This window comes from Microbacterium awajiense (genome assembly GCF_039536545.1).
GTDB classification, from domain to species: Bacteria; Actinomycetota; Actinomycetes; order Actinomycetales; family Microbacteriaceae; genus Microbacterium; species Microbacterium awajiense.
Window position 1 is genome coordinate 341,859 of record NZ_BAAAYU010000005.1, and the last position, 20,991, is coordinate 362,849.

The window sequence follows — 20,991 nt, forward strand, 5'->3', positions numbered from 1 at the left end:
CTCTCCATTCATTCGGGTGGGATGCAGGTCTCGGACGGACCGGCGACACGGCGGCGACGAACCGGACGAACCGCTCGGGCGGCGCGCCGGTCGCACGAGTAGCGTGGAGGCACGTCCTACGGAAGGCCAGCCATGTCGACCACGACCGAACGTACACCCCGCACCGAGGCGGAACTGCAGTCGATGGCCCGCGATCACCTCTGGATGCACTTCGCGCGCCAGTCGGTGATGACCGACGGGCCCGGTGTGCCGATCATCGTCAAGGGCGAGGGCCACCACATCTGGGACTCGCGGGGCAAGCGCTACATCGACGGCCTTGCGGGCCTGTTCGTCGTCAACGCGGGACACGGCCGCAAGCGACTCGCCGAGGTCGCCGCCCAGCAGGCTGAGCAGCTCGCGTTCTTCCCGATCTGGTCCTATGCCCACCCCGCGGCGATCGAGCTCGCCGACCGTCTCGCCGACTACGCCCCGGGCGACCTCAACCACGTGTTCTTCTCGACCGGCGGCGGCGAGGCCGTCGAGACGGCGTTCAAGCTCGCGAAGTACTACTGGAAACTGCAGGGCAAGCCCACCAAGCACAAGGTGATCTCGCGCTCGGTCGCCTACCACGGCACCCCGCAGGGAGCGCTCGCGATCACCGGCATCCCTGCGATGAAGTCGATGTTCGAGCCCGTCACGCCCGGCGGCTTCCGTGTGCCCAACACGAACTTCTACCGTGCCGACGACATGGGCGCCCCCAGCGACGACCTCGAGGCGTTCGGGGTGTGGGCCGCCGATCGCATCGAGGAGATGATCGAGTTCGAGGGCCCCGACACGGTCGCTGCGGTCTTCCTCGAGCCGGTGCAGAACTCGGGCGGATGCTTCCCCCCGCCGCCCGGCTACTTCCAGCGGGTGCGCGAGATCTGCGACAAGCACGATGTGCTGCTGGTCTCCGACGAGGTCATCTGCGCGTTCGGCCGCATCGGCCACATGTTCGCGTGCGACGCGTACGGCTACGAGCCCGACATGATCACGTGCGCCAAGGCGATGACCAGCGGGTACTCTCCCATCGGCGCGACGATCGTCAGCGATCGCATCTACGAGCCGTTCGCGCACGGCGACCGCGCGTTCTACCACGGGTACACCTTCGGCGGGCACCCCGTCTCGGCCGCGGTGGCCCTGGAGAACCTCGACATCTTCGAGGAAGAGGGCCTGAACGAGCGGGTCCGCGAGAACTCACCGCTGTTCCGCGCGGCTCTCGAGCGCCTCACCGACCTTCCCATCGTCGGCGACGTGCGCGGCGACGGCTACTTCTTCGGCATCGAACTGGTCAAGGACAAGGCGACCAAGCAGACGTTCGACGACGACGAATCGGAGCGGCTGCTGCGGGGGTTCATGTCGAAGGCGCTGTTCGACGCGGGGCTGTACTGCCGCGCCGACGACCGCGGCGACCCGGTGATCCAGCTGGCCCCGCCGCTGACCATCGGACCGGCGGAATTCGACGAGATCGAGCAGATCCTGCGCGGCGTGCTCACCGAGGCCTGGACCCGCTTGTGACCGTGCAGTCGTAGGATGCACCCGTGGGAACCATCTACTACGGGGGATCGGAGACACCGATCCACATCGAGGATCGCGCGCTGGCCCACCTGAAGGTGATCATCGCGACCAAGCTGCGCCGCAACGAGAGCTTCACCGTCTCGTGGCGGCATCCCGACGACCAGCCCCGCGGCCGCAGCACGATCTGGGTGCATCCGGCGATCCCGCTGCGGTTCGTGTTCGATGACCCCGAGCCCGCCGAGCTCAGCCGCAGCTGGATCGAGAGCCTCGCGAACTCGGCCAATTCATCGGGCGGGATCATGCTCGTGCCCGAGCACCTCGAGGGCGCGGAGGCGGATGCCGCCGAGGCCGACCGCGACGTGTCGCTCGGCACGGTCGAGGTCGAGAATCTCCAGATCGATTCGCTCACCGTCGTCGACGCCGACGTGACGGCGCGCACGCGCGAGACGGTCTGACCTCAGCCCTGCGCGGGTGTGGATTCGGCGGCGGATTCGTCCGGCTCGGGCACGATCGTCAGGCCGCTGGGTCCGCTCGCCGCCTGCATGAGCGCCTCGACCCACGCACGGTTGATACGAGGTTGCCGGCCGCCGAAGAAGTGGAACTGCAGCGGCACCGCCGGGTGGATCCAGAAGCTGCGTCGCCCGCTGCCGTCGCCGATCTCGACGTCGAACATGAAGGGCTCCGACCGTCGCAGCTTGTTCATGACCACCACACGCAGGTGCGCGAGCGTGCGGTCCTCGATGTCGACCGAGTTCGCGACGGTGTCGTAGATGAACCTGCCCATGGCAGGACTATAGGCCTCAGAACGGCCAGATGAGAGGTACGTAGAGCACGGCCATCGCGATGAAGAACAGCGCGAGCGGCGTGCCCAGCCGCCAGTAGTCGCCGAACGAGTACCCGCCCGGCTCCATCACCATGAGGTTGGCAGGCGTCGCGATCGGGGTGAGGAAGGCCGCGGCTCCCGCCACGGTGAGGGCCATCATGAACGGCAGCGCCGACACCCCCATGTCGGCAGCGAGCGACAGGGCGATCGGCGCGACGATCAGGACCGTCGCCGTGTTGCTGATGAGCTGACTGAGCACGACCGTGATCACTACGAGCACCAGGAGCGCCACGTGAGGACCCGCGTCGCCGAGCACCCCGAGCAGGGCGCCCGCGACGAGGTCGGCGGTGCCTGTCTGGATGAAGGCCGTCGACAGCGGGATCATGCCGGCGATGAGCACGATCGTCGTCCACGAGATCGAGCGGTACGCCCGCGAGGGGGTGACGACCCCCGAGACCACGAGCGCGCCGGCCGCCAGCAGCGCCGCGACGGCCGCCGGCACGAGGCCCGTCGCGAGCAGGACGATCATCGCGGCGAGGATGACGAGCGAGCGCTTCGCGCCGCGACCGAGGGGCACCGCCCGTCGCAGGTGATCGGGCGGCGTGACCGCGAGCATCCCGGGTGCGGATGCCTGGCGCGACAGCTCGTCCCACGTGCCCTGCAGCAGCAGGACGTCACCGACTCGGATACGGATGTCGGGCATGTTCAGCAGGTCGTCGCCGCGGCGCACGGCGAGGACGACGAGGTCGCCCGTCGGCGTCTTCATCCCCGGCGTGATGCGATCGCCGATGAGCGGGGAGCGCGGGGCGACGACGAGTTCGCTGACTCCGCCGGCTGAACCGAGGATCACCCCGGTGTCGAGGGTGAGCGAGTACTGCTCGCGCAGCAGCCGGGCGTGACGCACGAGATCGGTCGGCATGATCGCGCCGGTGCGCTCGGGCAGCAGACGATCGCTCAGCAGCAGCAGGATCGCGGTCGCGCCGACGACGATCGGCACACCGACGAGGGCGAACTCGAAGAAGCCGAACGCGCGACCGCCGCCCTGGGCGGCGAAGTCCGACACGATGATGTTCACCGGCGTGCCGGTGAGCAGCAGCAGCGATCCGGCGGACGCCGCGAAGGCGAGCGGCATGAGCATCTTCGACGAGGGGATCGCCGCGCGTGCGGCGACGACCACGACCAGCGGGAGCAGCGCCGCGGTCGCCCCGTTGACGCTGATGATCGCGGACACCCCGGCGGCGAGCAGCGAGATGACGACGACGAGGGTCAGTCGGTTCGTTCCCGCCCGGCCGATCACCTTCTGTCCGGCCCACGCGGTCACACCTGAGGCATCCAGCGCCTCGCTGACCACGAACAGGCCCGCGATGAACAGCACCGTGGGATCGCCGAACCCGGCGAGCGCCTCGTTGAGGGTGAGCACCCCGGTGGCCCACAGCGACAGGGCGACGCCGATCGCGACGATGCCCAGCGGCACGCGATTGCTGACGAAGGCGATGATCGCGAGCACCAGGATCGTGAGCGTCGCGACGATCGGGTCCACGCGCCCAGGCTAGCGAGGGGGGTGTCCTGCGCCCACCGCGTCAGCGGTCGAGCTGCAGCCGATGCCAGCTCCACGCCGTCGCGCTCAGTGCCGCGATGCCCACCGCGACGGCGAACACGAGTTGCGCGGGAGAGGCCGCGGTACCGCCCGAGAGCGCCCACAGCGCTGGGGCCGCGAGCGGCATCCAGCCGTCGATGTCGGCGAGTACGCCCACCTGGGCGACGACCACGAACCCGATGGTCGTCGCGACTCCCGCCAGCAGTGAGCGCGACAGGGACGCGACCCACGCGACCGGCAGGGTGAGCACCGCGGTGAAGGCCCCCAGCGCCGCCTGGCGCCCCAGCGCCGCCGCTGTCTCGCTGTCGGGCGGCCCGAACCCCAGGGCGAATCCGAGCAGCAGCAGCGCGCCGGCGACCAGCACGCTCACCCCGATGGCCCACGCGAGGAAGACCAGTGCCTTCGCGATCGCGATGGTCGCGCGACCGATCGGCTGCGCGAACAGCCCGGTGATCGTGCCCTCCGCGAACTCCCGCGCATACATCCACGCGGCGACGACGCCGAACCCGACGAATGCACCCGCTGACGTGATCTGGGCGGCCGCGCCCAGCAACCCCCGCCAGTCGAACGTGCCGAATTCGCCCAGCCGGGCGACGATCGACGGCTCGCCCGCGACGACCGCGAGCATCATGGCCGCGCACAGCACGACGATGCCCGCTCCGATCGCCGCCGACGCGACGATGCCGACGGTCGATCGTGCGAACTTCGTCGCCTCGATGCGCAGGGCGGTGATCATGCGCTCGACTCCTCGAGGTCGTCCGCGTGGATGCGGTCGAAGAACGTGCGCTCGAGGTCATGGCCGGTCGCATCGAGTTCGCCGATCAATCGGCCGCGGTTCATGACGATGACGCGGTCGGCGATCCGCGCGACCTCGTCGAGATGGTGACTGCTCACCAGCACGGCGGCGCCGGCCGCGGCGCGCGCGACCAGGGCATCGCGCAGGATCAGAACGCCGGCCGGGTCGAGCGCGTTGGCGGGCTCGTCGAGCAGAACCAGACGCGGAGCGTGCTGCAGGGCCGCCGCGAGTCCGACCCGCTGGCGGTTGCCCAGCGAGAGGCGGCCGGCTCGTCGATCGGCGAGTGCGTCGAGGCGCCACGCGGGGAGGGCGCGATCGACGATCGAGAGCGGCGCGCCTCGCAGGTTCGCGGACATCTCGAGGTTCTGACGCACGGTCAGCTCGCGGTAGGAGAACGGCACCTCGATGAGGTGCCCGACCTGACGCCAGGCGTCGGCGGCCAGGCGGCCGATGGGCACGCCGTCGATCTTCACTGCACCGTGGTCCGGACGCAGCATGCCCAGCGCGAGCCGCAGCAGCGTCGTCTTGCCGGCGCCGTTGAGCCCGACGAGCGCGACGATCTCTCCCGGGGCGAGCCGCAGGTCCAGTCCCGTCACTCCGGCCCCGCCCTGGAACCGGCGCGCAACGCCCTCGAGCTCGAGCATCGTCATTCGGCACCTCCCGCCAGGGCGTGCACCGCGATCGCGATCGCCCCACCGAGATCGTCGTCGGATCGCACCGCCCACTGCAGCAGGGCCGCGTTGAGACCCGCGACGACGGATGCGGCCACGACGCCCGCGGTCGCACGGTCGTCACCGCGATCGACGAGGGCCTGCCCGATGGCCCGCTCGGTCTCACGGCTGCCGGCCGCCAGCGCGGGCAGCAGCGACGGGGTCTCGGCCACAAGACGCAGGCGCTCGCGCACGGCCTCGACCGCGGGAGGCTCGACCGCCGTCCACGCGTCGAGCACGGCCCGCGCCGCGGCCACGATCGCCTGCTCGTTCGCCGGGCGCGCGCGCACGGCGTCAGCGATGAGCGGGTCGTAGGGATCGTCCACCACGAGCGATGCCTTTGCGGGGAAGTGCCGGAACAGCGTCATCTCGGTGACCCCGGCCCGATCGGCGATGGCCTTCGTCGTCGTGGCGTCGTAGCCCCGTTCCGCGAACAGCTCGAATGCCGCCTGCAAGAGGGCGGCACGGGTCCGTTCACGTTTGGTCACTACTGTATGTTAGCGACTAACATTCTGCCGTCAAGCAGCATCCGCGCCGCAGCGTCGGAGCCGACCGGCCCGATGCAGCCTGCGCCGTGGCGGGCGAGCGGGGCCGTCTCAGAGCCCGCGCAGCGCCTGGTCGAGGTCGGCGATGAGGTCGTCGACGGTCTCGATGCCCACCGAGAGGCGGACGAGGTCGTCCGGCACCGCGAGTTCGGTTCCGCGCACCGACGCGTGGGTCATCTCGTCGGGGTAGTTCATGAGCGATTCCACGCCGCCGAGCGACTCGGCGAGCTGGAACATGCGCGTCGACTCCGCGAGTCGGCGCGCGGCGGCCGCATCGGCGAGCCGGACCGAGACGATTCCGCCGAAGCCCGACATCTGCGCACCGGCGAGCGCGTGGCCGGGGTGCGCGGGCAGGCCCGGATAGTAAACGTGGGCGATCGCGGGATGCTCGGCGAGGAACTCCGCCACAGCCTGGGCGTTCTCGGAGTGCTGGCGCATCCGCAGTGGAAGGGTCTTGATGCCGCGAGTGGTGAGCCAGGCATCCATCGGCCCCGAAACGGCGCCTGCGGCGAACTGCAGGAAGCGCGCCTGCTCCGCGAGCGCGTCGTCGTCGAGCACGAGCGCGCCCCCGACGACGTCGGAGTGGCCACCCAGATACTTGGTCGTCGAGTGCACGACGACGTCGGCGCCGAGCGCAAGCGGCTGCTGCAGCGCCGGCGAGGCGAAGGTGTTGTCGACCACCACGAGCGCCCCGGCTTCGTGGCCGAGCCGGGCCAGCTCGGCGATGTCGGTGATGCGCAGCATCGGGTTGCTCGGCGTCTCGACCCACAGCATCTGCGGCGCACGCTCGTCGAGCTTGGCCCGCACGGCGTCGAGGTCGCTCATGTCGACGACGCGCAGGCGGATGCCCCACGGCCCCAGGACGCGGGAGATGAGACGGTACGTGCCGCCGTAGACGTCGTTGCCCAGCAGCACCTCGGCGCCGGGCTGCAATGCCGCGCGCAGCAGGGCGTCCTCGGCGGCGAGACCCGATGAGAACGAGATGCCGTGCCGGCCGCCCTCCAGCGCCGCCAGCTGCGTCTCGAGCGCTGCGCGCGTCGGGTTCCCGCTGCGGCCGTACTCGTATCCGCCGCGCAGACCGCCGATGCCGTCCTGCGCGTAGGTGGTCGAGAAGTGGACCGGCGGGATCACCGCGCCGGTCGTCGGATCGAAGGCCTGTCCGGCATGCACCGCCCGGCTGGCGAAGCCGCGCGCGCGGTTTCCGTTCTGGTCGCTCATCGCTGCCCCTCCTCGACCTCGTAGCCCCGAGATCGCATCCACTCGTCGTCGAACACCTTGCTGAGATAGCCGCGGCCGTGATCGGGCAGCAGCACCACGACGATCGCGTCGGCATCGAGGCCGCGTGCGGCCGCGAGGGCACCCACGACCGCCATGCCACTCGAGCCTCCGACGAGCAGCCCCTCCTCGCGGGCGAGGCGGCGGGTCATCGCAAATGCCTCGGCATCGCTCACCGAGTGGATCTCATCGACGACCGACGGGTCGTATGCGGCGGGCCAGAAGTCCTCGCCGACGCCCTCGATGTCATAGCCGTGCACCGGTCCGCCGTTGTAGATCGACCCGACCGGGTCGACCCCCACGATCCGCACGGCGCCGTTCGACACCTCACGCAGATATCGCCCCGTCCCGGTGATCGTGCCACCGGTGCCGACGCCGGCGACGAAGTGGGTCACGCGTCCGTCGGTGTCGCGCCAGATCTCGGGCCCGGTCGACTCGTAGTGACTGCGCGGCCCGTTGGGGTTGGCGTACTGGTTCGGCTTGAACGCACCGGGGATCTCGCGCACGAGCCGGTCGGACACCGAATAGTACGACTGCGGATCGTCGGGTTCGACGGCGGTCGGCGTGACCACGACCTCGGCGCCGTAGGCGCGCAGCACGGCGCGCTTGTCTTCGGCGACCTTGTCGGGCACGACGAACACGCACCGGTAGCCGCGCTGCTGTGCGATCAGGGCCAGACCCACGCCGGTGTTGCCGCTCGTCGGCTCGACGATCGTGCCACCCGGCTGGAGCAGTCCGTCCCGCTCGGCGGCATCGAGGATGTTCGCGGCGATGCGGTCCTTCGACGATCCGCCGGGATTGAGGTACTCGATCTTCGCGAGCACCGTGGCGGCGACGCCATCGGTCACGCGATTGAGTCGGACCAGGGGGGTGTCGCCGACCAGTTCGGCGATGGTGTGGGCGTAACGCACGGTCTGTTGTCCTCGGTCGGGGCCGCACACACGCGTGCGGAGGCTGTCGTCAGGGGTGGAGGTCGCGATTCAACGGCGACAACAGGCGCGGATCAACACGTGTCCAGTCTATCCGGCGGCCGCGACCGTGTTGCCGAAAAGGTGGTTCGGTAGGGCATCCGCGGTTCGTGAAGTGAAATTCGGTATTGACCTGTTAACTGAAAAGCCGCTAGACAGGTCGCAAGCGTCGACACGTCCGCACCCGCGAACCCCCGCCGACGCTGCCGGAGAGGTGCAGGCCCTCCATCCGAGCACCTCCGGCTCGTTGCGCAGCGATGCGCCCCACGAGGAGAGGCAGTTCGCCTGATGTTGTCGAAAGTCAGAAGGAGAGCGCTCGGGGGGACGGCCGCCGCGGCCGGACTGCTCGGGCTGTTGGTGACGACCCTGGGACCGGTCGGCGCCGTCGGATCCGAGACCGAGCTCGAACTCGTCCGCGACGCGGACGAGACCGTGCAGGTCGTCGAGATCACCGTGGCCGACACGACCGAACTCGACCGACTGGTCGACACCGGAGTCGACCTCGATCACCACGTCCACCCCGAGAACAACGGCTCGATCACCGTTCACGCCGTGATCAGCGCGAAGGAGGCCGCCGCCCTCGAATCGAAGGGCTTCGCCGTCGGCAAGTCGATCCACGATGAAGACGACACCGAAGCCGCCATCGAAGAGCGCGACGCGACGATCGCCCGTCACACCGCCGACAACGAGGAGTTCGAGCAGGCCGTCGCCGCCGGCGAGTCGGACGTGCGGATCATCCGTGCCGACTGGTACACCTCGTTCGGCCAGGGCTACCTCTCGGTCGAGGCCAAGTGGGCGAACGGTCAGACCAGCAGCAGCCAGCTGACGGTGCAGCGCGACAGCGGACCGGGCACGGCGATCGGCAGCGGCGGCAGCCAGAACATCAGCCGCTTCGTCGACGCCGGCGTCTACCTCTACCACCGCGGCGCCACGGCGGTCGAGACGCGTCCCGACTACGTGCAGATCACCAGCCCGACCGGTGACGTCGCGAAGATGAAGGTGAACGACTGGCTGCCCATCGAGGGCGAGGACCAGTTCGGCCCGAACTACCAGAGCGACTTCATCACGTCGTACCTGACCCCCGTCGAGCTGTACGACCGGATCAAGGCCCTCGCGGCGGAGTTCCCCGAGATCTCCGAGATCTTCGAGCTGCCGTATCAGACCAACGGCTACCAGCGCCTCGCGCAGGCGCTGGTCGGATCGTCGAGCTCGAACCGCGTCGGCGTCGACTCGCACACGTGGGGACACGAGGGCGGCAACGACCTCAGCTTCGCGATGGTCGACCCCGGTGCCGCGAACTCGCCGCTGTCGGTGTCGGTTTCCGGAGACGACATCACGGTGTCGCTCGGGACGGACGGTTTCGGTGCGATCACGAGCACTGCGGCCGACGTGGTCGCGGCCGTCAACGCGTCGCCTGCCGCATCCGCCCTGATCGTCGCGTACACCTACCGCGGCAACAGCGGTGGCGGTGTGGTCTCGCCGGCTTCAGCCGACCTCACCGATGGCCTGTCGGTGCCCGAGGACGTGCTGCGCGGGCCGCAGACCGTCTACGGCATCCGCATCGGCAAGCACCGCGACGGCTCGAAGACGGGTGTGCTCGCGTACGCCCAGGAGCACGCTCGCGAGTGGGTGCCGCCGCTGGTGACGATCGAGGCCGCCGAGCGCATGCTGCGCAACTACGCGCAGGATGCCGAGACGAAGAAGCTGGTCAACAACCTCGACATCTTCATCATCCCGTCGGTCAACCCGGATGGCGGCATGTACTCGTTCTACGACTTCGCGTCGCAGCGCAAGAACATGACCAACCACTGCGACCTCTCGGGCAGCGCGGACTACCTCGCCCGCAACAGCTGGGGCGTCGACAACAACCGCAACTACGACACGTACAGCCTGTTCGACGGCTACAACGGCGCCTCGACCTCGTGCACCAGCGGCACGTACGCGGGCCCGTCGGAGCTGAGCGAGCCGGAGAGCGCGAACATCGACTGGATCGCCGGGGCGAACCCGAACATCAAGTTCTCGATGAACCTGCACAGCTCGGGCAACTACTTCATGTGGTCGCCCGGTGCCTACATGACGCCGGGTCGCATCGACGCCCCTCGCCCGACCCTCGAGCAGGAGTCGTTCTTCTGGGGTGCGTCGTCGCGGATCCTCTCCGAGATCAAGCGGTATCGCGGCCTGTCGGTGACCCCGGCTCGCACCGGCCCGATCTCAGACGTGCTGTACTCGGCGGCCGGGAACTCCGGTGACATGCTGTGGTACAAGTACGGGATCTACGCGTGGAACTTCGAGGTGGGCTCGCAGTTCCAGCCCCCGTACGAGAGCGAGAACCCGAACGCGGCCGCCGCGCACCCGGAGTCGCAGGAGTACGCGAACGGCCTGGTCGAACTGTTCGAGGTCGCCTACGACTTCGACAAGGATCACCAGCGCCCCACGAGCACGATCATCAGCGCCCCCAGCAGCACGCCGGGCATGGTGAACGTGCAGTTCCAGACGAGCGAGACGGCGTCGGTGTTCTACACCCTCGACGGCTCGACGCCCACCTACGAGTCGCTCCTGTTCGGCAGCGCCGGTGTCCGTGAGGGCGCCGAACTGCTGACCGTTCCGGTCGGGACCCAGATCAACTGGTTCTCGGTCGACTCGGCGGGCAACGTCGAGAAGAACTACAAGCCGGACGGCAAGGGGAAGAACTTCAACAAGAAGAAGATCACCGGCTGATCCCCCCGAGAACACTGCGGCCGCGGCGCTTCGGCGTCGCGGTCGCAGTCATTCCCGCGGTGGTCGGCCGGCCGCGGGCGGTCAGCCGGCCGTCGTCGTCATCACGACCCGGCGCGCACCCGGCACGTCCTCGGTCTCGAACGACACCGACACGGTGCCGAGATCGGCGAGACCGGTGGCATGCGTACCGCCGCACGGGATGCGGGCCTCACCCTCCGGCAAGTCGCACACCCAGCTGCGGCGGGCCGACAAGCCCGGCTCGGAGGCATCCACCCGCACCGACGCGCCCGAGGCCGTCCATTCCCCGAGGATCGCGTTGACACGCCCGGCGACCGCGACCGGGTCGTCGAAGGCCGCCGGATCGAACCCCTTGCGCCTGAGAGACTTGCCGATGCGATAGACGTCGCGCGAACCGCGCTCGAGGATCGTCGAGGTCTCGATCGCCTGCGCGTCGAAGCCCGGCGCCCCGAGGGCGTCACCGGGGACCGGTTTGCCCCAGGCATCCGACAGTGCCCGATCGAGGGCGAGGGATGCCAGGTGGCACGCGGTATGTCCGATCGACAGCGCCGCGCGGTGATCGGCGTCGACGATGACGCGAACGCGATCGCCTTCCGCGATCACCGTTCCGGCGGGCACGAGGTGGGCGACCGAGAACACCCAGCCCTCCGTGCCGGTGCGCACCGGCACGTCACCGCCGAGGAAGAGAGTCTCGCCGTCGGTCGCAGCCACGACCGCGTCGATGACCGGCAGCGCGGGACCTCCCGGGACCGCGACCTCGAGCACTCCGCGGTCCGCGGGCTGGTCGGGCCAGTGGGCGTCGACGGGGTGGAAAGCGGTGCGATCGAGCAGGACGGCGACGAGGTCGCCCGGGCCGTCGGCGACGTGCACGACGGTGCCGTCGGACTCGACCGCCCCCCGCGGGTAGTCGACGACGGTGTCAGCGGAGGGAAGAGCCATCCTCCGACGCTACCCGGCGCCGTGGGAGGGGCCGCTCAACGGCCCGCGAAGCGGGGTGCCCGCTTCTGCTGGAAGGCCGCGAAGCCCTCGCGGTAGTCCTCGGTGTCGCGCAGCGCGACCTGGGCGCGGTTCTCCTCAGCCATGACGTCCCACAGCGCCAGCCGCTCGTCGCGGATGCGCGCGACCAGGCGCTTGCTCGCCAGGAACGCCGCCGTCGCACCCGTCGCGGCGGCGGCGGCGGCATCCTCGGCCGCATCGACCACCTCGTCGACGGGGAGCGCCCGCGAGAACAGACCCGAGGCGACCGCCTCTTGACCGGTCATGAGCCGACCCGTGTAGATGAGGTCGAGGGCCTTGTGGGCGCCCAGCCGATCGACGAACAGGGCGTGTCCACCCGAGTCGAGGGCCGCGCCGAGCGCGGCGAAGGGCGAGCCGATCTTGGCGTTCGCTGCGACGTAGACCACATCGGTCGCGATGAGCAGTCCGAGCCCGACGCCGAGGCACGCCCCGTGCGCGGCGGCGAAGGTCGGCGCGGGGAACGCCGCCATGCGGCGCAGCAGGGGGGTGACGAGTCCGTCGAGGTAGCCCGACACGTCGTCGCGGGCGGGGTCGACGCCCGCGATGTCGCGGCCGGCGCAGAAAGCGCGTCCTTCGCCGCGCAGCAGCAGTGCGCGCACGCCCGATGCCTCCGCCTCGGCGTATGCGGCATCGAGCTCGCGGAGAGCGGCTTCGTCGAGCGCGTTGAGTTTGGACGGGTTGTCGAGCACGACGCGGGCGACCCCGTCGTCGATGGTGAGGTCGATCATCGCGGCTCCTCGGCGTCAGATGTCGTAGTCGACGACGACCCGATCGGTCGTCGGGTGGGACTGGCAGGTGAGCACGTAGCCGCGGTCGAGCTCATCCGGCTCGAGTGCATAGTTCTCGGTCATGTTCACCGAGCCCTCGACCAGGCGCGCGCGGCACGTGCCGCAGACGCCGCCCGCGCACGCGAACGGCACGTCGGGGCGCACACGCAGCGCCGCGTTCAGGATCGTCTCGTGCGCGGCGACGGGGCTGTCGACGGATCCCGCCTGCCCGTCGAGGGTGAAGTCGATGCGACGCACCGGCTCGTCGCGCGCGACGACGACGGGCCGACCGGCCTCAGGGCGCTCGGCCCCCGGCTCTCCCACGGTGAACAGCTCGTACCGCACATGGGCGCGCTCGATGCCGATGTCCGCGAGCACATCGCGGCACATCTGCACGAGGTCGAACGGCCCGCACAGGAACCACTCGTCGACCGTCTCGGGCAGCACGAGCCGGTCGAGGATGCCGCGCAGCTTGGCCTCGTCGATGCGGCCCGACAGCAGCGGCGCGGAGCGGTCCTCACGCGAGAGCACGTGGTGCACGGCGAGCCGCGTCGGGTAGCGGTCCTTGAGGTCGGCGAGGTCTTCGAGGAACATCACATCGAGCGTGGAGCGGTTCGTGTACACGAGCGTGAAGCGCGACGACGTGGAGCGCGCGAGCACCGCATGGGCGAGCGCCATGAGCGGCGTGATGCCCGAGCCCGCGGCGATCCCCGCGACGTGTGCGCCGTCGAGGGCGGCCAGAGACGACGTGAACGTGCCCTGCGGACTCATGACGTCGATCTCGTCGCCGGGTTTCAGGCCGGTCTGGGCCCATGTCGAGAAGCGTCCGCCGTCGTCACGCTTGATCGCGACGCTGATCGTCGCGGGCCCGGTCGCCTCGGAGTCCGTGGGCGGTCGGCACAGCGAGTACGACCGGCGCACCTCGCGGCCGTCGAGATGCGCCCGCAGCGCGACGTGCTGGCCGGGCAGATAGTCGTACTCCCCGCGCAGGTCGTCGGGCACCGCGAAGGTGACCTCGATCGAGGCATCCGTTAGCGGACGCACGGCGTCGACGGTGAGCGTGTGGAAGCGAGCCCGCGCACGGGGCCCGTCGGTGCCGCCGACGGCGCCGGAGAGGAATGCGCCGGCGACCTGCTCGTCGTCGGCGAGGGTGCGGCCGTCCATCAATGCACCTTGAAGTGGTCGAAGGGCTCGAGGCAGGCGGTGCACTCCCACAGCGACTTGCACGACGTCGAGCCGAAACGAGACACCTCGCGGGTCTGCGGCGACCCGCACCGCGGACAGCGCACCGACAGGGCCAACGGAATGGGGCCGCGCACCGCGGAACGGCCGCTCGGCGGTGCGATGCCGTACGCGGTCAGCTTGCGTTTGCCCTCATCGCTCATCCAGTCGGTGGTCCAGGCCGGCGACAGCACGAGCCGCACGTCGACGTCGGAGAAGCCGGCTTCGGTAAGGGCGAGCACGAGGTCGTCGCGGATGGTGTCCATCGCGGGGCAGCCCGAGTACGTCGGCGTGATCGTCACGATCACCCGGTCGCCGTCGGCGCTGACGTCGCGCAGCACACCGAGATCGTCGATCGTGAGCACCGGCACCTCGGGGTCGCGCACCTCGGCGGCGACCGCGCGGGCGCGCATGGCGGGATCCGTCGTGGTCGTCATCGTCACCACGTCGCCCCCGGATGCTGCCGAGCGAGAACCTGCATCTCGGCGAGCAGGTAGCCGAGCGACGAATCGTGGCGACCGTGCCTGCCACCCGCAGCCGAGACGAACGTCGTCGGGGCCTGGAGGTCGGCCTCGCCGAAGACGGCGGCGATCACGCGGTCGAAACCCTCACTCAGACTCGACGGGCGCACGGCGACGCCGGTCTCGGCGAGCACGTCGGTGAGCGGTTCGTCGCGGAACAGCTCGTCGACGTACGGCCAGACGTCGTCGACCGCGCGGATCATCCGTCGGCGCGACTCATCGGTGCCGTCGGCGAGCCGCAGCGTCCACTGCACGGCGTGGTCGCGGTGGTACTCGACCTCTTTCACGGCCTTCTCGGCGACGGCCGCGAGAGTGGCGTCGCCACTCGCACGCAGGCCGGTGTAGAGCTCGAACTGGTAGACGGATGCGGCCAGCTGGCGTGCGATCGTGTGCGCGAAGTCGCCGTTGGGCTGCTGGAACAGCCATGCGCAGCGGAACTCGGGCTCGTCGCGCCAGAAGGCGAGGTCGTCTTCGGAGCGCCCGTCGGCGGTGCCGGCGTAGCGCAGCAGCGAGCGCGCATGGCCGAGCAGATCGAGGGCGATGTTGCCGAGCGCGACATCCTCCTCGAGCTCGGGGGCGCGCGCGATCCAGGCGCCAAGCTGCTGCGAGAGGATCAGCGAGTCGTCGCCCAGCCACAGCGCGTACTCCGCAACGTCGGGTGAGGCGACGGCGTCCGCGTCGCCGGCCAGCTCGGCGGCGAGCTCCACCCGGTCGACCGTGACGTCGCCGTGGATGTCGATCTCGGGGGCGGTCGCATCGCTCACAGGTGAGGCACCCCCTCCGACGCCGTGTAGTACGTGGCGTGCCGGTAGTTCTTGCCCGCGGCGCTCTCGAAGAAGGCGCCCTTCGCGTCGGGGTCGCTGGTGGTGATCGCCTCGGACGGCACCACCCACACGCTCGTGCCCTCGCTGCGGCGCGTGTACAGATCGCGCGCGTTGCGCAGCGCCATGTCGGCGTCGGGTGCGTGCAGCGAGCCGGCGTGCACGTGGCTGAGCCCGCGGCCGGCGCGGACGAACACCTCCCACAGGGGCCACGTCTCGCGATCGTCGTTGCCGGGGGTCGCCATCACGCCACCTCGCGCGTGTCTTCGACGCGGGCGGCCTGCTTCCGCGCGTACGCGGCCGCGGCCTCGCGCACCCACGCGCCGTCCTCATGGGCGTCGCGGCGGATGCGCAGCCGTTCGGCGTTCATGGGTCCGCGGCCGGCGAGCACTTCGAAGAACTCGTCCCAGTCGATCTCGCTCATGTCCCATCGACCGGTCTCGTCGTTCCACCGCAGGTTCGGATCGGGCAGGGTGACACCGAGCACTTCGGCCTGGGGCACCAGCATCCCGACGAAGCGCTGGCGCAGATCGTCGTTCGAGAACCGCTTGATGTTCCACGCCATCGACTGCGCCGAGTTGGGCGACGCGTCATCGGGCGGGCCGAACATCATGAGGCTCGGCCAGTACCAGCGGTCCACGGCGTCCTGCGCCATCTCGCGCTGCGCGTCGGTGCCCTGCATGAGCGACAGCAGGATCTCGAAGCCCTGCCGCTGGTGGAAGGACTCCTCTTTGCAGATGCGCACCATGGCGCGGCCGTAGGGTCCGTACGATGCCCGGCACAGCGGCACCTGGTTGCAGATCGCCGCACCGTCGACGAGCCAGCCGATCGCGCCCATGTCGGCCCACGTCGGGGTCGGGTAGTTGAAGATCGACGAGTACTTCGCCCTGCCGGTGATCAGCTGCTCGGTCATCTCGTCGCGCGTGATGCCGAGGGTCTGGGCGGCCGAGTACAGGTACAGGCCGTGGCCGGCTTCGTCCTGCACCTTCGCCATGAGGATCGCCTTGCGCTTGAGGCTGGGCGCGCGCGTGATCCAGTTGCCCTCGGGCTGCATGCCGATGATCTCGGAGTGCGCGTGCTGCGATATCTGCCGGATGAGCGTCTTGCGGTAGGCCGCGGGCATCCAGTCGCGCGGTTCGATGCGCGAGTCGGCGGCGATGACGGCGTCGAACGCCGCCTGCCCCGCCTCGTCGTCGGCGGTGATCGTCGTCGATCCCTGTGTCGTCGTCATCGGCGCTCCTTTACAGAACGATCGTTCAGTTAGTCTACGCTCGGAGGTGGAGCACCGCAACAGCGGGATGGGAGCATGGGCGCATGACGACCGAGACCTCGCGCGCGGCATCCGCCGCCGTGCCCGCCCGGCGCGGACGGCCGGGATACGACCGCGACCGCGTGCTCGAGATCGCCGTCGAGCTGTTCAACGAACAGGGGTACGACGCGACATCGGTGTCGGATCTCGCCGCCCGCCTCGGCCTGTCCCGCTCGGCGCTGTACCACCACTTCACATCGAAGGAGGAACTGCTCGCCGTCGCGCTCGACACGGCGCTCGGCGGACTCGAGGGCGTACTCGAGCGCCCCGAGGCGCGGCAGGGCAGCGCGGCCGCCCGGCTGCAGTTCGTCATCGCCGCCGCCGTCGAGGTGCTCGTCGACCAGCTGCCGTCGGTGACGCTGCTGCTGCGTGTGCGCGGCAACGGCGCGGTCGAGCAGGCGGCGCTCGCGCGCCGGCGCCTGTTCGACCAGCGGGTCGCCGCCCTCGTCGCCGACGCCCAGCGCGAGGGCCTCGTGCGCGCCGACCTCGATGCCGCGCTGGCGACCCGCCTCGTGTTCGGCATGGTCAACTCGGTGGTCGAGTGGTACCGCCCCGACGGCCCCGTCGACCGCGACACGCTCGCCCGCGAAGTGCTCGCCGTCGTGCTCGAGGGCCTGCGCACCCGCTGACGTGGCTCACGCGGCGGGGGCGTGCTCCTTCGCGACGAGGGTGAGCACGTCGTAGGTCGCGACGGTCTCGTCGTTCTGATTGAGGATGAGCGCGTCCCACCGCACTTCACCGTACTCGTCGGTCTCGCGCGGCGTGATCTGCTTGGCGGTGAGGATCACACGGATCTCGTCGCCGGGCGAGACGGGTGTGATGAACCGCAGGTTCTCGAGCCCGTAGTTGGCGAGCACGGGGCCCGGGTCAGGATCGACGAACAGTCCCGCGGCCCACGACACCAGCAGGTAGCCGTGCGCGACGCGGCCGGGGAAGAACGGGTTGGCCGCGGCGGCCTCCTCGTCCATGTGCGCGTAGAAGGTGTCGCCGGTGAAATCCGCGAAGCTCTCGATGTCGTCGAGCGACACCGTCCGCGGCGCCGAGATCACCTGGTCGCCAAGGGCGAGTTCGCCCAGCGACTTGCGGAACGGGTGCCGGTCGACGCGCGCCTTCGCACCCGTATGCCAGATGCCCGTCAGCGCGGTGAGCACGTCGGGCGACCCCTGCACGGCGGTGCGCTGCATGTGGTGCAGCACGGCGCGGATGCCGCCGAGCTCTTCGCCGCCGCCGGCACGCCCGGGGCCCCCGTGCACGAGATGGGGCACCGGCGCGCCGTGCCCCGTCGAGGTGCGGGCGTTCTGCTCGCCGACGAACAGCACACGGCCGTTGTAGGCCGCGATCCGCGACATGAGCGTCACCGCGACATCGGGATCGTCGGTCGCGACGCTGGTGACGAGCGACCCGCCGCCGCGGTCCACGAGGGCCGCGGCCTCGTCGAGCGAGGCGTACGGCAGGATGCTCGCGACCGGACCGAACGCCTCGATGCGGTGGACCTCGTCGGGCGAGTCCGCCCCGAAGCCGAGCAGGATCGGGCCGACGAACGCGCCGGCCTCGGCGGTTCCGGACGTGCCGTCGGCACGCGTGACCTCGGGCGCGTCGGTCGATCCGAGGAGCACGCGACCCCCGGCGGCCTCGAGCTCGGCGACCCGCTCCAGCACCTCGTCGCGCTGGGCTGTCGACACGAGCGGGCCCATCGTGACGCCCTCGGCGTGCGGGTCGCCCAGCACCACGCGCTTCGCGATCTTCTCGCCGAGCGCGCGGACGACGGCGTCGACGGATGCGGCGGGCACGATCGCCCGGCGGATCGCGGTGCACTTCTGCCCCGCCTTCGAGGTCAGCTCGACGAACAGCTGCGAGATGTAGGCGTCGAAAGCCGGCGTGCCGTCCTTCGCGTCGGGGCCGAGCACCGATGCGTTGATCGAGTCGGTCTCGCTCGTGAAGCGCACCCCACCGGTCTGCACGCTCTCATGGCGGCGCAGGCGGTCGGCGGTGGCGGCACTGCCGGTGAAGCCGACGATGTCGCCCAGCCGCAGGTGGTCGAACAGCCCGGGCACGCCACCGCTCACGAGCTGCAGCGAACCGGCAGGCAGCAGGCCGGTCTCGACGAGCATGCGCACCCACGCCTCGGCGACGTACGCCGTGGGCGAGGCGGGCTTGACGATGGTGGGCACGCCCGCGAGGAACGCCGGTGCGAACTTCTCGAGCGCTCCCCACATCGGGAAGTTGAAGGCGTTGATCTGCACGGCGACACCGGGCAGCCGTGTGTACACATGCCGGCCGAGGAAGGAACCGTCCTTCGACAGGGGTTCGGCCGGTCCGTCGACGTAGACCCGGCTGTTGGGCAGCTCGCGGCGGCCTTTGGACGAGTAGGTGAAGAGCACCCCGATGCCGCCGTCGACGTCGCTGAGCGAGTCGCGCGCGGTCGCGCCGGCCCGCTTCGACAGCTCGTAGAGTTCCTCTTTGCGGTCGTTCAGCGCCAGTGCGTACTGCTTGAGCAGAACGGCACGCTCGTGGAACGTCAGATCACCCAGACTCGCCTGGCCCACGGTGCGGGCGTGTTCGAGTGCGCCGGCGAGGTCGAGTCCGTCGGTGCTGAGGGCCACGACCGGATCGCCCGTCGAGGCATCCCGCAGCACCGTCGCGTCGCTCGCAGCGGTGGGCAGCCACCACTCGTCGCGCACGTAGCTCGGCAGGATCTCGGTCATCACTCGCTCCATTCGTAGAAGCCCCGTCCGCTCTTGCGTCCGAGGTGGCCGTCGGCGACCATGCGCCGCAGCAGGTCGGGCGGCGCGAACCGCTCCCCCAGTTCGGCGTGCAGCTCTTCGGCGATGCCGAGGCGCACGTCGAGCCCGACGAGGTCGGTCGTGCGCAGCGGGCCGACCGGATGCCGGTAGCCCAGCACCATCGCGGCGTCGATGTCTGCGGCGTCGGCGACACCCTCTTCGAGCATCCGGATCGCCTCGAGACCGAGGGCGACGCCCAGGCGGCTCGACGCGAATCCCGGCCGGTCGCGCACGACGATCGGGGTCTTGCCGATCCCCTCGACCCAGCCGCGCGCGGCCGCGACCACCGTGGGATCGGTCGCCTCGCCCGTCACGATCTCGACGAGAGCCGAGGCGGGCACGGGATTGAAGAAATGCAGCCCCAGGAACCGCTGCGGTCGTGCAAGACCCCCGGCGAGGGCGTCGATCGAGATCGACGATGTGTTGGTGGCGAGCACCGCGTCGGGGTGCAGCAGCGTCTCGGTGTCACCCAGCATCCGAAGCTTGACGGACCTGTCCTCGGGAAGCGCCTCGACGACCAGCTCGCACACCGCGAGGGCCGTGCGGTCGGACGAGACCGACAGCATCGCGGTGAGTTCGTCGGCCGACCGCTCGGTGGCGCCGCGTTCGACCGAGCGCGCGACATACGCCTCGACCGCGCCGCGCGCGCGGTCGGCGGCCGCGGCGTCGCGCTCGACGATCGTCACGCGCGAGCCGGCGAGCAGGAAGGCATGGGCGATGCCGGCGCCCATGCGCCCGCCGCCCAGCACACCGATCTCGGCGGGCACGGCGCTCATCGGCTTCTCCTCGCCAGGAACGCATCCATGCGGCGGAACTTCTCGGGACTCTCGAAGAGCTCGGCCTGCAGTTCGCCTTCGATGTCGGGATGCCGCTCGACGGGCGCACGCAGCGCGGTCTTGGTGTGGCGTGTGGCGAGCGGATCGTTCGCGGCGATGCGGTCGGCCAGTTCGTGCGCGGCGTCGAGCAGGTCGTCGGGCTCGTGCAGGGCCGAGACCAGCCCCCACGCCAGCGCCGTCTCCGCGTCGAGGAGCCGCCCTGTCAGCAGCAGCTCCGCGGCACGGGCGTCGCCGACCAGACGCGGCAGCCGCCAGGTCGCGCCGGCCGCGGCGATGATGCCCAGGCCGGTCTCGGGATTGCCGATGCGCAGCCGCGGGGTGGCGATCCGCAGATCGGCGGCGTAGGCGAGTTCGGCACCGCCGCCCAGGGCGTAGCCGTCGAGCGCGGCGATCACCGGCATGGGAAGGGCACCCACACGCAGGAACGCGTTCGAGTTGATGCCGCGGCGCGCGTCGTCGGCGCGGCGCTCGCGCAGCTGAGCGATGTCTGCTCCCGCGGCGAAGTCGCCGGCCGCGCCGATGAGGATCAGCGTTCGAGGCCGCTCCTCGAGGCTCTCGCACAGGGCGTGCAGCGCATCCACCGTCGCCTGGTCGATCGCGTTGCGGGTCTCAGGTCGGTCGAGGGTCGCGACGACGCGGTCTTCGCGCTCGTCGACGCGCAACGGTCCTGCGGACATCCTCATCCTCTCGATCCGACGTTATCGAACGATCGTTCAGTAAATCATGCCAG

At 70.3% G+C, this 20,991-nt stretch carries 19 protein-coding genes and 2 pseudogenes; 4 read left to right on the forward strand and 17 right to left on the reverse strand.

Annotated features, from left to right (window positions below; genetic code table 11):
• The first annotated feature begins 132 nt into the window (after positions 1–132).
• Both ABD663_RS08370 and ABD663_RS08375 read left to right on the forward strand, forming a co-directional pair.
• Positions 133–1,536 carry an aspartate aminotransferase family protein gene (locus ABD663_RS08370; protein ID WP_344737525.1) on the forward strand — a complete coding sequence of 468 codons (1,404 nt, stop codon included), beginning with the start codon at positions 133–135 and terminating at the stop codon, positions 1,534–1,536.
• 23 nt (positions 1,537–1,559) lie between these two features.
• Positions 1,560–1,859: pseudogene (locus tag ABD663_RS08375) on the forward strand (DUF7882 family protein); the annotation flags it as partial.
• Positions 1,860–1,993: 134 nt separating this feature from the next.
• Here ABD663_RS08375 and ABD663_RS08380 read toward each other — a convergent pair.
• The 7 genes and pseudogenes from ABD663_RS08380 to ABD663_RS08410 form a co-directional block, all read right to left on the reverse strand.
• Complete coding sequence (locus ABD663_RS08380; RefSeq protein ID WP_344737526.1) at positions 1,994–2,320, reverse strand: DUF7882 family protein; 327 nt, start codon at positions 2,318–2,320, stop codon at positions 1,994–1,996.
• Between the two features lie 16 nt (positions 2,321–2,336).
• Positions 2,337–3,899, reverse strand: a complete 1,563-nt coding sequence (locus ABD663_RS08385) for an SLC13 family permease (protein ID WP_344737527.1) — start codon at positions 3,897–3,899, stop codon at positions 2,337–2,339.
• A 40-nt stretch (positions 3,900–3,939) separates the two neighbouring features.
• Positions 3,940–4,692: an ABC transporter permease gene (locus ABD663_RS08390; protein WP_344737528.1), complete on the reverse strand. Its 753-nt coding sequence runs from the start codon at positions 4,690–4,692 to the stop codon at positions 3,940–3,942.
• Positions 4,689–5,402, reverse strand: coding sequence for an ABC transporter ATP-binding protein (locus ABD663_RS08395; protein ID WP_344737529.1), 714 nt, complete (start codon positions 5,400–5,402; stop codon positions 4,689–4,691). The genes ABD663_RS08390 and ABD663_RS08395 overlap by 4 nt, the downstream gene beginning before the upstream one ends.
• Positions 5,399–5,950 (reverse strand): TetR/AcrR family transcriptional regulator, encoded by a 552-nt coding sequence (locus ABD663_RS08400; protein ID WP_344737530.1) that lies wholly within the window; start codon positions 5,948–5,950, stop codon positions 5,399–5,401. The genes ABD663_RS08395 and ABD663_RS08400 overlap by 4 nt, the downstream gene beginning before the upstream one ends.
• A 108-nt stretch (positions 5,951–6,058) precedes the next feature.
• The gene (locus ABD663_RS08405; protein WP_344737531.1) at positions 6,059–7,225 is read right to left on the reverse strand and encodes a cystathionine gamma-synthase; all 1,167 of its coding nucleotides are present in this window, start codon (positions 7,223–7,225) and stop codon (positions 6,059–6,061) included.
• A 2-nt stretch (positions 7,226–7,227) separates the two neighbouring features.
• Positions 7,228–8,193: pseudogene (locus ABD663_RS08410) on the reverse strand (pyridoxal-phosphate dependent enzyme); the annotation flags it as partial.
• 345 nt (positions 8,194–8,538) lie between these two features.
• On the opposite strand from ABD663_RS08410, the gene ABD663_RS08415 reads away from it, so the two are divergent.
• On the forward strand, positions 8,539–10,968 hold the full coding sequence (locus ABD663_RS08415; RefSeq protein ID WP_344737532.1) for a M14 family metallopeptidase: 2,430 nt from the start codon (positions 8,539–8,541) through the stop codon (positions 10,966–10,968).
• 81 nt (positions 10,969–11,049) lie between these two features.
• On the opposite strand, the gene ABD663_RS08420 is transcribed toward ABD663_RS08415, so the two are convergent.
• From ABD663_RS08420 to paaA, 7 genes are read right to left on the reverse strand one after another with little or no spacing between them, the layout of a single operon-like run.
• Positions 11,050–11,925, reverse strand: a complete 876-nt coding sequence (locus ABD663_RS08420; RefSeq protein ID WP_344737533.1) for an alanyl-tRNA editing protein — start codon at positions 11,923–11,925, stop codon at positions 11,050–11,052.
• A 35-nt stretch (positions 11,926–11,960) separates the two neighbouring features.
• The gene (locus ABD663_RS08425; protein WP_344737534.1) at positions 11,961–12,731 is read right to left on the reverse strand and encodes an enoyl-CoA hydratase/isomerase family protein; all 771 of its coding nucleotides are present in this window, start codon (positions 12,729–12,731) and stop codon (positions 11,961–11,963) included.
• Positions 12,732–12,746: 15 nt separating this feature from the next.
• A complete protein-coding gene (paaE, locus tag ABD663_RS08430) occupies positions 12,747–13,934 on the reverse strand; it encodes a 1,2-phenylacetyl-CoA epoxidase subunit PaaE (protein WP_344737535.1) in 1,188 nt (395 codons plus the stop codon).
• Positions 13,934–14,428: a 1,2-phenylacetyl-CoA epoxidase subunit PaaD gene (gene paaD / locus ABD663_RS08435; RefSeq protein ID WP_344737536.1), complete on the reverse strand. Its 495-nt coding sequence runs from the start codon at positions 14,426–14,428 to the stop codon at positions 13,934–13,936. Before paaD ends, paaE begins: the two co-directional genes overlap by 1 nt.
• Before the next feature lie 2 nt (positions 14,429–14,430).
• Positions 14,431–15,276, reverse strand: a complete 846-nt coding sequence (gene paaC, locus ABD663_RS08440) for a 1,2-phenylacetyl-CoA epoxidase subunit PaaC (RefSeq protein ID WP_344737537.1) — start codon at positions 15,274–15,276, stop codon at positions 14,431–14,433.
• Entirely contained in the window at positions 15,273–15,578 is a 306-nt protein-coding gene (paaB, locus tag ABD663_RS08445; protein WP_344737538.1) for a 1,2-phenylacetyl-CoA epoxidase subunit PaaB, read from the reverse strand. The genes paaC and paaB overlap by 4 nt, the downstream gene beginning before the upstream one ends.
• The gene (paaA, locus tag ABD663_RS08450) at positions 15,578–16,564 is read right to left on the reverse strand and encodes a 1,2-phenylacetyl-CoA epoxidase subunit PaaA (RefSeq protein WP_344737539.1); all 987 of its coding nucleotides are present in this window, start codon (positions 16,562–16,564) and stop codon (positions 15,578–15,580) included. Before paaA ends, paaB begins: the two co-directional genes overlap by 1 nt.
• Positions 16,565–16,647: 83 nt before the next feature.
• Here paaA and ABD663_RS08455 point away from each other — a divergent pair, with 83 nt between their 5' ends.
• Positions 16,648–17,271: a TetR/AcrR family transcriptional regulator gene (locus tag ABD663_RS08455; protein ID WP_344737540.1), complete on the forward strand. Its 624-nt coding sequence runs from the start codon at positions 16,648–16,650 to the stop codon at positions 17,269–17,271.
• A gap of 6 nt (positions 17,272–17,277) precedes the next feature.
• Here ABD663_RS08455 and paaZ read toward each other — a convergent pair whose 3' ends face one another.
• Genes paaZ through ABD663_RS08470 form a run of 3 tightly spaced genes read right to left on the reverse strand, consistent with a single transcriptional unit; the run spans position 17,278 to position 20,938 of the window.
• The gene (gene paaZ, locus ABD663_RS08460; RefSeq protein ID WP_344737541.1) at positions 17,278–19,347 is read right to left on the reverse strand and encodes a phenylacetic acid degradation bifunctional protein PaaZ; all 2,070 of its coding nucleotides are present in this window, start codon (positions 19,345–19,347) and stop codon (positions 17,278–17,280) included.
• On the reverse strand, positions 19,347–20,201 hold the full coding sequence (locus ABD663_RS08465; RefSeq protein ID WP_344737542.1) for a 3-hydroxyacyl-CoA dehydrogenase family protein: 855 nt from the start codon (positions 20,199–20,201) through the stop codon (positions 19,347–19,349). Before ABD663_RS08465 ends, paaZ begins: the two co-directional genes overlap by 1 nt.
• Positions 20,198–20,938, reverse strand: coding sequence for an enoyl-CoA hydratase/isomerase family protein (locus ABD663_RS08470; RefSeq protein ID WP_344737543.1), 741 nt, complete (start codon positions 20,936–20,938; stop codon positions 20,198–20,200). Before ABD663_RS08470 ends, ABD663_RS08465 begins: the two co-directional genes overlap by 4 nt.
• Positions 20,939–20,991: the final 53 nt, after the last annotated feature.

What these genes read in the sequence shown, in the direction of transcription:
- ABD663_RS08370 (WP_344737525.1), top strand. Translation starts at nt 133, where the DNA reads ATGTCGACCACGACCGAACGTACACCCCGCACCGAGGCGGAACTGCAG.
- ABD663_RS08380 (WP_344737526.1), bottom strand. Translation starts at nt 2,320, where the DNA reads ATGGGCAGGTTCATCTACGACACCGTCGCGAACTCGGTCGACATCGAG.
- ABD663_RS08390 (WP_344737528.1), bottom strand. Translation starts at nt 4,692, where the DNA reads ATGATCACCGCCCTGCGCATCGAGGCGACGAAGTTCGCACGATCGACC.
- ABD663_RS08395 (WP_344737529.1), bottom strand. Translation starts at nt 5,402, where the DNA reads ATGACGATGCTCGAGCTCGAGGGCGTTGCGCGCCGGTTCCAGGGCGGG.
- ABD663_RS08405 (WP_344737531.1), bottom strand. Translation starts at nt 7,225, where the DNA reads ATGAGCGACCAGAACGGAAACCGCGCGCGCGGCTTCGCCAGCCGGGCG.
- ABD663_RS08415 (WP_344737532.1), top strand. Translation starts at nt 8,539, where the DNA reads ATGTTGTCGAAAGTCAGAAGGAGAGCGCTCGGGGGGACGGCCGCCGCG.
- ABD663_RS08420 (WP_344737533.1), bottom strand. Translation starts at nt 11,925, where the DNA reads ATGGCTCTTCCCTCCGCTGACACCGTCGTCGACTACCCGCGGGGGGCG.
- ABD663_RS08425 (WP_344737534.1), bottom strand. Translation starts at nt 12,731, where the DNA reads ATGATCGACCTCACCATCGACGACGGGGTCGCCCGCGTCGTGCTCGAC.
- paaE (WP_344737535.1), bottom strand. Translation starts at nt 13,934, where the DNA reads ATGGACGGCCGCACCCTCGCCGACGACGAGCAGGTCGCCGGCGCATTC.
- paaD (WP_344737536.1), bottom strand. Translation starts at nt 14,428, where the DNA reads ATGACGACCACGACGGATCCCGCCATGCGCGCCCGCGCGGTCGCCGCC.
- paaB (WP_344737538.1), bottom strand. Translation starts at nt 15,578, where the DNA reads ATGGCGACCCCCGGCAACGACGATCGCGAGACGTGGCCCCTGTGGGAG.
- paaA (WP_344737539.1), bottom strand. Translation starts at nt 16,564, where the DNA reads ATGACGACGACACAGGGATCGACGACGATCACCGCCGACGACGAGGCG.
- ABD663_RS08455 (WP_344737540.1), top strand. Translation starts at nt 16,648, where the DNA reads ATGACGACCGAGACCTCGCGCGCGGCATCCGCCGCCGTGCCCGCCCGG.
- paaZ (WP_344737541.1), bottom strand. Translation starts at nt 19,347, where the DNA reads ATGACCGAGATCCTGCCGAGCTACGTGCGCGACGAGTGGTGGCTGCCC.
- ABD663_RS08465 (WP_344737542.1), bottom strand. Translation starts at nt 20,201, where the DNA reads ATGAGCGCCGTGCCCGCCGAGATCGGTGTGCTGGGCGGCGGGCGCATG.
- ABD663_RS08470 (WP_344737543.1), bottom strand. Translation starts at nt 20,938, where the DNA reads ATGTCCGCAGGACCGTTGCGCGTCGACGAGCGCGAAGACCGCGTCGTC.